This window comes from Pseudomonas sp. 300 (assembly GCF_055803035.1).
Map to the genome: position 1 here is coordinate 1972349 of NZ_JAVLRV010000002.1, position 12664 is coordinate 1985012.

General features: G+C 59.2%; 11 protein-coding genes and 1 pseudogene. 6 read left to right on the forward strand and 6 right to left on the reverse strand.

From position 1 onward, the window contains the following. Positions 1–128 precede the first annotated feature (128 nt). Both xylB and Q7W83_RS15435 read left to right on the forward strand, forming a co-directional pair. Positions 129–1625, forward strand: a complete 1497-nt coding sequence (gene xylB / locus Q7W83_RS15430) for a xylulokinase (protein WP_473656305.1) — start codon at positions 129–131, stop codon at positions 1623–1625. Between the two features lie 13 nt (positions 1626–1638). After that, entirely contained in the window at positions 1639–2583 is a 945-nt protein-coding gene (locus Q7W83_RS15435; protein WP_150629657.1) for a carbohydrate kinase family protein, read from the forward strand. A gap of 122 nt (positions 2584–2705) precedes the next feature. Here Q7W83_RS15435 and Q7W83_RS15440 read toward each other — a convergent pair whose 3' ends face one another. Further along, a complete protein-coding gene (locus Q7W83_RS15440; RefSeq protein ID WP_150629659.1) occupies positions 2706–4007 on the reverse strand; it encodes an OprD family porin in 1302 nt (433 codons plus the stop codon). A 402-nt stretch (positions 4008–4409) separates the two neighbouring features. Between Q7W83_RS15440 and Q7W83_RS15445 the strand changes: the two genes are divergently transcribed. Continuing rightward, positions 4410–4676, forward strand: coding sequence for a DUF2790 domain-containing protein (locus Q7W83_RS15445; protein WP_150629661.1), 267 nt, complete (start codon positions 4410–4412; stop codon positions 4674–4676). Positions 4677–4735: 59 nt separating this feature from the next. Here the strand turns inward: Q7W83_RS15445 and Q7W83_RS15450 are convergent, their stop codons facing one another. Beyond that, on the reverse strand, positions 4736–5005 hold the full coding sequence (locus Q7W83_RS15450; RefSeq protein ID WP_150629663.1) for a DUF1652 domain-containing protein: 270 nt from the start codon (positions 5003–5005) through the stop codon (positions 4736–4738). Between the two features lie 308 nt (positions 5006–5313). Between Q7W83_RS15450 and eco the strand changes: the two genes are divergently transcribed. Beyond that, positions 5314–5796, forward strand: a complete 483-nt coding sequence (eco, locus tag Q7W83_RS15455; RefSeq protein ID WP_150653440.1) for a serine protease inhibitor ecotin — start codon at positions 5314–5316, stop codon at positions 5794–5796. Between the two features lie 172 nt (positions 5797–5968). On the opposite strand, the pseudogene ilvA reads toward eco, so the two are convergent. Further along, positions 5969–6964: pseudogene (gene ilvA / locus Q7W83_RS15460) on the reverse strand (threonine ammonia-lyase, biosynthetic); the annotation flags it as partial. 248 nt (positions 6965–7212) lie between these two features. Here ilvA and Q7W83_RS15465 point away from each other — a divergent pair. Then, entirely contained in the window at positions 7213–7548 is a 336-nt protein-coding gene (locus Q7W83_RS15465) for a DUF2834 domain-containing protein (RefSeq protein WP_150638993.1), read from the forward strand. A 128-nt stretch (positions 7549–7676) separates the two neighbouring features. Here Q7W83_RS15465 and Q7W83_RS15470 read toward each other — a convergent pair whose 3' ends face one another. Continuing rightward, the gene (locus Q7W83_RS15470; RefSeq protein ID WP_150629670.1) at positions 7677–8600 is read right to left on the reverse strand and encodes a magnesium transporter CorA family protein; all 924 of its coding nucleotides are present in this window, start codon (positions 8598–8600) and stop codon (positions 7677–7679) included. Between the two features lie 7 nt (positions 8601–8607). Beyond that, on the reverse strand, positions 8608–10182 hold the full coding sequence (locus Q7W83_RS15475) for a RimK family protein (protein ID WP_150638994.1): 1575 nt from the start codon (positions 10180–10182) through the stop codon (positions 8608–8610). A gap of 92 nt (positions 10183–10274) precedes the next feature. Here Q7W83_RS15475 and rimI point away from each other — a divergent pair, with 92 nt between their 5' ends. After that, positions 10275–11378, forward strand: a complete 1104-nt coding sequence (gene rimI, locus Q7W83_RS15480; RefSeq protein ID WP_150653442.1) for a ribosomal protein S18-alanine N-acetyltransferase — start codon at positions 10275–10277, stop codon at positions 11376–11378. Between the two features lie 103 nt (positions 11379–11481). Here rimI and Q7W83_RS15485 read toward each other — a convergent pair whose 3' ends face one another. Beyond that, positions 11482–12633, reverse strand: a complete 1152-nt coding sequence (locus Q7W83_RS15485) for a PQQ-dependent sugar dehydrogenase (protein WP_473656306.1) — start codon at positions 12631–12633, stop codon at positions 11482–11484. Positions 12634–12664: the final 31 nt, after the last annotated feature.

Sequence of the window (12664 nt, forward strand, 5' to 3'; positions counted from 1 at the left end):
GTGGAACACAGATTTGTGAACGACATTGATCCCTGTGGGAGCGGGCTTGCCCGCGATGGCTGACTGACAGCCTCCCGACATGTTGATGAATACGCACTGATATCGAACTGACGCAGCAAGGACCGCCCATGGCAAACCAACAATTATTCCTCGGCATCGACTGCGGCACCCAAGGCACAAAGGCCATCGTTCTCGATGCGGCCAGTGGTCAGGTTCTCGGCCAGGGCGCCGCCGCGCACACGTTGCTCTGCGGCGCCAATGGCCGCCGTGAGCAGGACACATCGCAATGGCTTGAAGCGTTCACGTTGGCGACTCGCCGTGCTTTGATCGCGGCAAACGTCGACGGCCAACACATCCTCGGCATCGGCGTCTCCGGGCAACAACACGGCCTGGTCCTGCTCGACGATCAAGACCAGGTGCTGCGCCCCGCCAAGCTCTGGTGCGACACCGAATCCACTGCGGAAAACGACCGCCTGCTAGCCCATCTGGGCGGTGAAAAAGGCTCGCTCGAACGCCTCGGCGTGGTCATCGCGCCGGGCTACACGGTTTCAAAATTACTCTGGACCAAAGAACAACACCCGGAGGTTTTTTCGCGGATCGCACACATTCTGCTGCCCCACGACTACCTCAACCATTGGCTCACCGGCCGCAGTTGCAGCGAGTACGGCGACGCCTCGGGCACCGGTTATTTCAACGTGCGCACCCGCCAGTGGGACTTGCAGCTGCTGCGCGACATCGACCCCAGTGGGCGTTTGCAAGCGGCGCTGCCAGAGCTGATCGACGCCCATCAAGCCGTCGGCACGCTCCTGCCAGGCATCGCCGAGCACCTGGGCATCAACCCCAAGGCGCTGGTGTCCAGCGGCGGTGGCGACAACATGATGGGCGCCATCGGCACCGGCAATATCCGCCCCGGCGCGATCACCATGAGCCTCGGTTCGTCGGGGACGGTTTACGCTTATGCCGATCAACCGAACGTCAGTGCGGATGCCTCGGTCGCGACGTTCTGTTCCTCCAGCGGTGGCTGGCTGCCGCTGATCTGCACCATGAACCTGACCAACGCCACCGGGGTGATTCGCGATTTGTTCGAGTTGGATATCGAGCAGTTCAATGCCCTCGTCGCGCAAGCACCGATCGGCGCCGAAGGGGTGACCCTGTTGCCGTTTCTCAACGGCGAGCGCGTCCCCGCCCTGCCCCACGCCACCGGCAGCCTGCTCGGCTTGACCATGACGAACCTGACGCAAGCCAACCTGTGCCGCGCCGTGGTCGAAGGCACCACTTTCGGTTTGCGTTACGGGCTGGACCTGCTGCGTCAGAATGGCTTACAAAGCCGCACCATCTGCCTGATCGGCGGCGGTTCGAAAAGCCCGGTGTGGCGACAGATCGTCGCCGACATCATGAACACCCCGGTGATCTGCACCGAACAAAGCGAAGCCGCCGCCCTCGGCGCGGCGATTCAGGCCGCGTGGTGCCAATCCTGGGCAAACGGCCACGAAGACAGCCTCGCGGATTTGTGCGAGCGTTGCGTGAAGTTTGATCCGGCCAGCGAAACCCTGCCGATTGCAGAGAATGTAACGGCCTGTCAGCAGGCCTATGAACGCTATCAACAGCATGTCGCAACCCTTTAAAGAGTGAACAACTATGTACCTGGTGTGTGGCGAAGCGCTGTTCGATTTCTTCAGTGAAGACGACGCCAGCGGCCTGGCTTCAAAAGTGAATTTCAAGGCGATTGCCGGCGGCTCGCCTTTCAACGTAGCGGTCGGTTTGCGCCGCCTGGGCGTGGACGCAGCGCTGTTTGCCGGGTTGTCGACCGACTACTTGGGCCGGCGCTTGCGGCAAGTGCTGCAGGATGAAGGTGTACGTCCGGATTACCTGGCGGATTTTGCCGCACCGACCACCCTGGCGATGGTTGCGGTCGGCGCCAACGGTTCGCCGCAGTACAGCTTCCGTGGCGAGGGTTGCGCGGATCGGCAGTTGAAACTGGAGCATCTGCCGGAACTGGGGCCTGAGGTGCGCGGTTTGCACATCGGCTCGTTCTCGCTGGTGGTGCAGCCGATTGCCGACACGTTGCTGGCCCTGGTGCAGCGCGAAAGTGGCAAGCGTCTGATCAGCCTTGATCCGAATGTGCGGCTCAACCCTGAACCGAACATCGACCTGTGGCGGTCGCGGGTTGCTACGTTGGTGGAGCTGGCCGACCTGATCAAAGTCAGCGACGAGGATTTGAGCCTGCTGTACCCCGGGCAGGATCCGCAGCGGGTGATCGAAGGCTGGTTGCAGCATCGCTGTCAGGTCGTATTCCTGACCCGGGGTGGCGAGGGGGCGACGGTGTTCAGCCGCAGCCATGGTTCGTGGTCGGTGCCGGCCTGTTCGGTGAAGATTGCCGACACCGTGGGGGCTGGCGATACGTTTCAGGCGGCGTTGCTTACGTGGTTGACCGAGCAGCAGCTGGACTCGGTCGAGGGTGTGCAATCGCTGGCGCGTGAGCAGATCGACGGGATGTTGAAGTTTGCGGTGCGGGCGGCGGCGTTGACGTGCAGCAAGGCCGGGCCGGATTTGCCGTATCGGCGGCAGTTGGATTTGCGTTGAATGTGATGGCCTCATCGCTAGCAGGCAAGCTCCCACATTGAATCGATGCCGAACATAAGATCCATGTTCACCAAAGTTCCAATGTGGGAGCGTGCTTGCTCGCGATGACTTTCTGTCAGGCGCTACAAGACTGAAAAGTTATAGCTGATGATCAACCGCGTCTCATCCACATCCCGGGCGAACTTCTCGTAGTTGGTCCGGTATGTCGCATTGCGCAGCCGCAGGCTGACATCCTTGAACGTCCCGCTCTGCACCACATATTTGAGCTCGCTATCGCGCTCCCACTCCTTGCCTTCCTGATCGCTGCCCAACACCTTGATGTGGTCGCCGTTCACGTAGCGGGTCAGGAAACTCAGGCCGTTGATGCCGATCGCCTTGAAGTCATAGTCATAACGCAGTTGCCACGAACGCTCTTGCGCGGCGGCGAAGTCGTTGACCTGGACGTAGTTCACCAGATACGGGTTGGTGCCATCCAGGTACGGCATCGAATTGTCGCCGTTCATGCGCTGCCAACCGGCACTGAAGGTGTGGCCGCTGATGGCATACGCGAACATGCCGCTCAATGCGCGGTTGTCGATGGCGCCGGCACGTTCGGCGCCGCTGTCGGCACTCTTGAGCACGCGCAGATCGGCCTTGAGCACGCCGCTGCCCAACGGTTGATTGGCGAGCAGACCGACGAAGTGCTGACGGTAGATGTCTTCCAGTTCCGCGTAGTGATACTGGGCGGTCAGGCGCTCGTTGATCTTATAGTCAAAGCCGTACATATCGAAATGATCGGCCGTGACGTTGCAGCCGTAGCGCTTGTTTTTGCAGTGCACGCGGATGTCCTGGGCATCGGTGGAATCCCGGGCGGTGTACTGGTCCAGGCGCGCGGCCATGAACGTCAGGTCCTTGATCTCTTTAGAGGTGAGCTGCGCGCCGTTGAACATCGTCGGCAGCAGACGGCCGTCGTTGTACTTGAGCAGCGGCACGTCAGGCAACAGCGCGCCGTACTTCAACACGCTGTCGGACACGCGTACTTTGGCGGTCAGGCCGAGTTTGGCGTACTGGTCTTTCGAGCCACGCGGGTTTTCACCCGATGAGGGCAGCAAGCCGCTGTTGCTGCTGTCGGCGCTGGAATCCAGCTTCAATCCGAGCATGCCCAACGCATCAACACCGAAGCCGACGGTGCCGTCGGTGTAACCCGACTGCAGGTTGAGAATGAAGCCCTGGGCCGATTCTTCGCGCTTGGACGCGCCCTGTTCGGTGGACGTGTGCCCATCGCGAAAATCACGGTTGAAATACACCGTGCGCGATTCGATTTTAGCCGTGGTGTCATCGATAAAACCGCTCGCTTGAGCCGGGAGGGTAAAACCGGCGCACAGGACTAAAGCGCCGAGGCCAAATGACTGGCGCGCGGTGATGAGTGGCAAGGGGGGACGCATGAAAAAAGCTCCAACAGTGCAGCGTTTGCGCAAGGCGCAATAAGCCAGAAAATAGCTTCGCCCCGGACCAGGAAACTGGCCAGGATGAAGGCGACACACGGGGTGAGGGGCAATGATGGCAGAGGGCTTTTACCGGCTACAGACGACTTTAGTCGGAAATGAGTCAGGCGGGGCATCCATCCTTGCAGGACGAAGCCGAAACTACCGAAGATTCTTGCCCGACTAATTGCCTGACAGAATCGCACCACACGACAAGCGGCACTCAGCCCGGTTAACCATCGCTTAACGCTGCGGTCCAAAACTTTACTGGACCGCACGCCCTCAGGTTCTTCTGATGCCCAGTGCGGCAGGTTCGACGTTCGCTACGTCGAACTCTCCTTCCGTCCGCACCGGAGATTGCTCATGAATACGCGCATTTTGCTGGTTACCGCCGCTCTCGCCTGCACCGGGTTCGCCGGGCTTGCCCAGGCCAACGACACCGCATCCTCTCAAGCCGTACCCTACGAATACGGGATGCCGCTGCACGTGGCCAAGGTCGTCGCCCTGACCGAACCCTCGACGCTGGACTGCAAAGTCATTACGGCAAACATGAAGTACATCGATACGTCCGGCAAACCCGCAGAGATCACGTATCGCAAACTGTCGGATGCGTGCAGTTATCAGGGTTGATCGAAAACAACGACCGCGGTCTGGCTTCTTGGCCAGACCCGGAATGCGACGAGGATGAGTTAAAGCGCTTGCTTGTCGGGGTGCAGCGTCTGGGTGTTGGCCTGAAGCTGCATGTCGGAGCGCAATGCGGCGATCAGATCGTTTATTTCCCGACATCCATTAAGCGACTTGGCATCGATGTCGGTCTTCAATAGATCCACTTGATCGGTTTTACCGTCCGAATACACCTTGACGGTCATTAACAAGTCCGGCGACAACGTGCATTGACAACGTTTCGGCAGAAAACTGCTTTCGACGATGTTGCGGAGTTCCAAGGCAGAAAGAAACATGGCGACCCTCTCCTGAGTGTGAGTTTGCCAAACAACGAGCAAATAACTGACTTGTAAAACCCGGTCAGCTTTAAGAACCAGCTACAGCATAAAACATGCCGCACATTTCGCCCTGCAGCTCATCGGCAAATCAATGGTTTACTCAACTCGTCTATAAATACCCTCATGCAATTTGCAAGAGAGGAGGTTTTGCTTCCTGCAAATTGCAACCTGGTGACGCCAGGTTTGCATTGGCCGCCCATGGCAGTAAAAATTGCGATCCCGTCCATTCAGTATCCGCTGACCCTACTCACACGCAAGGAGGCTTCATGGGTTCATTGACCTGTGTCACTACCGTCGGGCTGATAGTTGCCGGGCTTTCGACCGTCGTTCACGCCGCGAAACTCGAAGACGTCGCGCCCTTCCCCAAAGCCGACAGCGGGTTCACCCGCCAGGTTATTCACCTGGCGCCACAGCAGCAGGAAGACAGCTACCAGGTCGAAATTCTTGCCGGCAAGACCCTGGCCGTGGACTGCAATCGCCAGCGCCTGGGCGGCATGCTCGAAGAGAAGAACCTCGAGGGCTGGGGCTATCCGTTTTACCGTCTGGAAAAAGTGATCGGCCCGATGAGTACCCTAATGGCCTGTCCCGATGGCAAAAGCCGGCAGGAGTTCGTCCCGGTCGTCGGCGACGGCTTCATGCTGCGCTACAACAGCAAACTGCCGATCGTGCTGTATGTGCCCAAGGAGGTTGAGGTGCGCTACCGGATCTGGTCGGCGTCCAGCAAGGTTGAAAAAGCCGTTCAGGAATAACCACTGCGGCCCGTCCAAATGCAAAACCTGTGGGAGCGAGCTTGCTCGCGAAGGCGATGTGTCAGCTGGCATCTTTGTCGACTGACACACCGCAATCGCGAGCAAGCTCGCTCCCACAGGGGGATTGGGTGATTGCTTGGTCCCCTGCGCCCGCTCACGCCGGGGTGCCGCTCAATGCAGCGCGCTCGGCGACGTGACGCAAGCTGTCGAAATTGATGTTGGCGCCGGAGTCGATGGCCACCAACGTTTGACCACGCACGCCCGACTGCGCCACGTACTTTTTGATGCCTGCCACAGCCAACGCGCCGGAAGGTTCGGTGATCGAGCGGGTATCGTCGTAGATGTTCTTGATCGCTGCGCACAGTTCGTCGTTGCTGACGGTCAGCATTTCATCCACACAAAACCGGCAGACTTCGAAACCATAAGCGCCGATCTGAGCCACGGCGACGCCATCGGCGAAAGTGCCGACGCTCGGCAAGACAACGCGCTCGCCGACCTCTAACGCAGCGGACAGACACGCGGAATGTTCCGACTCGACGCCGATGATGCGGATTTCAGGTCGCAGGTATTTGACGTAAGCGGCGATGCCTGCGATCAGGCCGCCACCGCCCACGGGTACGAAGATCGCGTCGAGCGGTCCTTGGTGTTGACGGAGGATTTCCATGGCGACGGTGCCCTGCCCGGCGATCACATCCGGGTCGTCGAAGGGCGAAACAAAGGTGCGCCCGGTTTGTTCCGCCAGCTTCAAGGCGTACGCCAGGGCAAATGGAAAACTCTCCCCGTGCAGCAAGGCCTCGGCGCCCCGACTGCGCACCCCGAGCACTTTTAATTCCGGTGTGGTGGCGGGCATGACGATGGTGGCGGCGATCCCCAACTCTCGCGCCGCCAGCGCTACGCCCTGGGCATGATTGCCGGCAGACGCGGTGATCACCCCGCGTGCCTTCTGCTCATCGCTCAGTTGCACCAATTTGTTGTAGGCACCACGGATTTTGAAGGAAAAGGTCGGCTGCAAGTCTTCGCGTTTCAAAAGGATCTGGTTGCCCAGGGCTTCGGACAGCGCTGGCGCTGCTTGCAACGGCGTGCGTACCGCCAGCTCGTACACCGGCGCAGCGAGGATCTTTTTGACGTAGTGCTCGAGCAAGGTCTGCTGGGCGGGCGTGCTGTTCATGGTCGTCTCCTGACACTGATCAAAACCCGGGAGACGGAAAGTAAAAACCCGCCTCTAGGGCGGGTTGGGTGCTGCAGTCGTGAGCTAGCCCGCCAAATAAGGAATGGCGGTAATAATGCTTGGCTGGCAACGCAATACGGTGGAAGTCATGGCTGGAAATTAGCCGGGCATGGCAGTCAAGTCAATGGCCAATTTTCCCCGGCCTGTGTAGGCTCGCTGTTCTGCTCATTGTCCCAAGGAAGGAAACCATGAAGTCTGTCGCCCTGCCCCTGATTGCCCTGCTCGCCTTCGCTGGCTACACCGTTTCGGTGATGCTCCAGGCCGAACAGTCATTGATCGAGTTTGGTATCAGCCTGATGTCGCGACCTGATACGGCGCAGGTAGTGATAGATCTGTACCTGTTGGCGACGCTGGCCGGGGTGTGGATGTATAGCGATGTGCGCAAGCGTGGGCGGTCGGGGTGGTCCGTTGTTCCCTATCTTTTGCTCACTGCGGTTTTTGTGTCGGTTGGGCCGTTGTTGTACCTCGTTGTTCGTGGGCTGCAGGACAGAAAAAAGCCTGTCGACGCCGAACAAGTGGCCTAATTGCGGATTTGTCGGGTTAATGAAATAGCTATCGCGAGCAGGCTCGCTCCCACAGGGGATCTGAGTTGATCACTCTAACTACTGTGGGAGCGAGCCTGCTCGCGATGACGGCATCACAGCCGCCGATATTATTTCGCCAACCGCCTGAGCCCCAACACCATCACCCCCGCCCCCAGCATCATCACCGTGAGAAACAACGGGTAAGAAACCCACCACGGCGTACCTGCCGTCATCATGCTGAACTCGGACATGCCGCCGATGCTCGCAATCAGGTTCAGGGGCAAAAACACCACGTTGATCAGCGTCAGTTTGCGCAGCAGGTTGTTCATGCTGTTGTTCATCAGGTTGCCCCGGGCATCGATCAGCCCGGAGAACACCGTGGAGTAAATTTCCGCCTGCTTGTAGCACTGGTTGTTTTCGATGATCAGGTCGTCGATCAGGCCGATGGCCTCGGCGCTGAAGCGCTGCTTTTCCGCGTGGTTGCGCAGCCGTGTCAGGACCGCGCCGTTGCTGTGAATCGCGTTGATGTAATAGATCAGGCTTTCGCTGAGGTTGAACATCTGGATGAGGTGCTGGTTCTGCATCGACGCGTTGAATTTCTGCTGCAATTCCCGTGCAACCAGCTTGATCACTTTGAGGTGACCCAGGTAGTGGTGGATGTTGTTGAACAGCAGATCGAGCAACACATCCAGTGGCGTGTTCAACTTCTGCCGGGTGCCGAGGCCATGCAGCGGCGAGTCGTCGGTGGCGATCACCAGCAAGCGCTGCGCACAAAACAGCAAACCGCAGGAAGACACTTCAAAGGCCAGGCTGCCGGCACCGGAATAATTCTCCGGGCGTTTCCAGATCAGGAACAGGTTGTCGGGGTGAAACTCGATGCGCGACACCTCATCCGGGTCCAGCGCCGAGGCCAACGCGTGTTCATCGAGTTTGAAATGGCTGTGCAGCAAGTCACGCTCGGCCGCGTCGGGGTTGCTGAACAGCATCACTTCAGCGTCCAGCCGTTCGACCGCATGCAACGCGCCATGGGTCAGTTGAAAGCTCTTGATCATCGGCCGGTCACCAGGCCTGGCCGCGACGTTTGAGTTCCAGTCGGCGGACGAACTCTTCCAGTACCAGTGAGTACAAATCGTCTTGCAAATACGCGTCTTCGATGCCGGCGTCCATATTCGGGTTGTCGTTGACCTCGATCACCACCACCTTGTCGCCGGACTGTTTGAGGTCAACGCCGTAGAGGCCGTCGCCGATGAGGTTGGCGGTTTTTACCGCCAGCTCCACCACGGCGCGCGGTGCTTCGTGAACCGCAAGGGTGCGGCATTCGCCGTTGATGTCCTGCCCCTTGGCCTTGTGGTTGTAGATCTGCCAGTGCCCCTTGGACATGAAGTACTGGCAGGCAAAGATCGGTTTGCGGTTGAGCACGCCAATGCGCCAGTCGTATTCGGTGTAGAAGAACTCCTGAGCCAGCAACAGCACCGAGTGCTCAAACAGTTCGGCGGTCGCTTCAAGCAAGGCTTGCTGGCTTTCGACCTTGATCACGCCACGGGAGAAACAACCGTCGGGGATCTTCAACACCAGCGGAAATCCCAGGCGCTCGCCGACCCGTTCGAAATCTTCCGGTCGTTCCTTGTAGAGGATTTCGGTGGCGGGCATGCCCAACTGATGGCTGTTGAGCAGGTCGGTCAGGTAGACCTTGTTGGTGCAGCGCAGGATCGATGTCGGGTCGTCCATCACCACCAACCCTTCACTCTCGGCTTTTTTCGCAAAACGATAGGTGTGGTTGTCGACGCTTGTGGTCTCCCGGATCAGCAGCCCGTCGTATTCGGCGATGCGCGCGTAGTCCTTGCGCTCGATCAGCTCTACATCGATGCCCAAGGTCTTGCCGACACGTACGAAATTTTCCAGCGCCTTGGGGTTGGACGGCGGCAGCGCTTCCTGCGGATCGTGCAGGATCGCCAGGTCATAACGGGCCACGCGTCGCGACCGTGGCACGCGCCAGATCTTGCGACTGAACGTGTCGAGTGAGTGGGCGAACTGGTCTTCCTGATCTTCGCGCAACTTGTGCAAGGCGCCAGACTTTATCCCTTCGATGTGCCAACCGTTAGTTCGACGAAACTCAACTAACAATATCGGGCACGGAAACACTTCAAACAACTGCCGCGCCAAGTCCTGCAAAGGTTCAATATGCGTCTTGCCAAAATACAGGGTCAGGGTAAAGCCTTCGGTATCGCTGTAAAGATGATGACTGAGGGCTTTCTCCAACGTTTTATCCAGATCATCCAGCGCCAGACCGTAGAGCGCTTTGCGCGTCAGTTCGCTGATGGTGCGCACCGACGGAATGACCTTGTGCCCCCGCGCCTCGGCCAGCAAAGAGCAGTAATAACCGTGCCCCAGGTACTTGTAGCTGCGGCACAGGTTGATCACCTGGACCCGCTTGCCCTGCTCATTGTCGCGGGTCTGCTCGAGGTATTCCTGAGCCGTGACGATGTCTTCGCTGGGAAAGTAAGATGCCCAGTCTTCCTTGCGCTCGACGATGATAATCAACTGACTTGAAGTTCTGACCGTGTCATTTAAATAAGTTGCTGCCGGCAAAGTTTGCTCGGATACTTCGCGCCAATGACCTTGTACCGCTGACATAGTGATTGATCCGTTGGAGAACAAGACCTTTCCTATTAAGCACGAACTTTTTCGAAAGTCCCGTTTCGTTACGCAACTTTTACGGCGGTCATATGAATCCTGTCTTTCGCTTGGCGGTAGTTGAAGACTTACCCGCGTTGTTGGCACTCGAACAGCAATGTTTCACCACGGACCGGCTCACCAGTCGCAGTTTTCAATGGATGATCACCCGTGCTCACGGACGACTGCTGGTGGCCCAGCGTGGCGAGCAATTGCTGGGTTACGCGGTGGTGTTGTTTCACCGAGGCACATCGCTGGCGCGGCTCTACTCGATTGCCATCGCCGAACAGGCTCGCGGCAGCGGGCTCGGCAAGCAATTGCTTGAACGCATCGAGGCTTGTGCCCTTGAGCATGACTGCGCGTACCTGCGGCTGGAGGTGCGCATCGACAACCCCGCCGCCATCGCCCTGTATGAGCGCAACGGTTATCGGCGTTTCGCACTGATTCACGATTATTACCAGGACCACGCCGATGCGCTGCGCCTGGAGAAACGCATCCTTGAGCATCGTGACTCGCGCAATATCAATGTCCCCTGGTACGCCCAGACCACCGATTTCACCTGTGGCCCGGCGTGCCTGTTGATGGCCATGGGCGCGCTGCAAACCGGTCGCGTGCTGGAGCGCCGCGAAGAATTGCAGATCTGGCGCGAAGCGACCACCGTGTTTATGACTTCGGGTCATGGCGGGTGCAGCCCTCAGGGCCTGGCACTGGCGGCGACGCGACGCGGGTTTCGTGTGCGCCTGCAAGTGAGCATGGCTGGGCCGTTGTTCCTCGACGGCGTGCGTGATGAGCATAAAAAAGATGTCATGCGCCTGGTGCACGAAGAGTTCATGGCCCAACTGGGAGCGACCGACGTCGAACAGATACTCGGCGGACCGCTGGACCTGCCACGGTTACTGAACGACGGCGGACAGCCGATGGTGTTGATCAGCAGTTACCGGCTGACCCGCTCCAAGTCGCCGCACTGGGTGATCGTCACCGATTGCGATGAGGATTTTGTGTACCTGCACGACCCGGATGTCGACCATAGCCAGCATCGTCAGCCCATGGACTGCCAGCATTTGCCGGTCAGCCATGGGGAGTTCGAGAAGATGTGCAGTTTCGGGCGCGGCAAGCTCAGGGCCGCGGTGATTCTGTATGCGCGGGAGAATCACTGAACGGTTATTCAGTCCAACGCCGCCATCGCGAGCACGCTCGCTCCCACATTCGATCTCGGTCAACGGTGGGAGCGAGCCTGCTCGCGATGGCGGCGCATTATTTTTACTTGAGCCCAACCTTGTACAACACACCATCATCTTCATCGGTGAGCACATACAAATACCCGTCCGGCCCCTGCCGCACATCGCGGATGCGTTGGTTCAGCTCGCCCATCAAACGCTCTTCGTGAACCACCCTGTCGCCGTCGAACTGCAGGCGTATCAACTCCTGACTCACCAGCGCGCCGATGAAGACGTTGTGCTGCCACACCTTGAAGCGGTCCGCGTCGTAAAACGCCATGCCGCTCAGGCCGGGGGATTTTTCCCAGACGTGGTGCGGCGCAACGGCGCCTTCGGCGGTCTTGCCCGTGGATTCGGGAATCGGTTGACCGGAGTAGTTGATTCCATGGGTCGCCAGCGGCCAGCCGTAATTCTTGCCGCGCTCGATGATGTTGATCTCGTCACCGCCGCGCGGGCCGTGTTCGTTTTCCCAGAGCACGCCGGTCCACGGATTGAGTGCCGCGCCTTGTGGATTGCGCTGGCCGTAGGACCAGATTTCCGGACGCACACCCGCTTGGCCGACGAAGGGGTTGTCGTCGGGCACCTTGCCGTCCGGGTAGATCCGCACGACCTTGCCTTGCAGCTTGTCCAGATCCTGCGCGGTCGGCCGGTCATTGTTCTCGCCGAGGGTGATGAACAGGTAGCCGTCGCGGTCGAACACCAGGCGCGAACCGAAGTGATTGCCGACCGAAAGCTTCGGCTCCTGACGGAAGATCACTTTGAAATTCCTGATGGCGGTCAGGTCTTCCGACAACTGCCCACGACCGACCGCCGTACCGGCCTTGCCGCCCTCATCCCCGCCTTCGGCATAGGACAGATAAACGGTGCGGTCCTGCTTGAAGTCGGGCGAGAGCACCACATCGAGCAGACCGCCCTGCCCTTTGGCCCACACCTTCGGCACGCCACTGAGCGGCGCCGACAGTTTGCCATCGGCGCTGACCACGCGCAGGTTACCGGGCCGTTCGGTCACCAGCATCCCTTTGCGATCGGGCAGAAACGCCAAGGCCCACGGGTGATCCAGCCCCTTGGCGATGGGTGTGACCTCAAGGGTGCCCTGTTCGCTTTTCAGCTCTTGCGCGGGCGCCGCGAAAACAGCGGTGGCGGCGCTGATCAGTGCGCTGGCACACACGGTGGCCAGGAGGGTTTTACGCAACATGCACGATTCCTTTTGTCGTCTGAATGGCTGG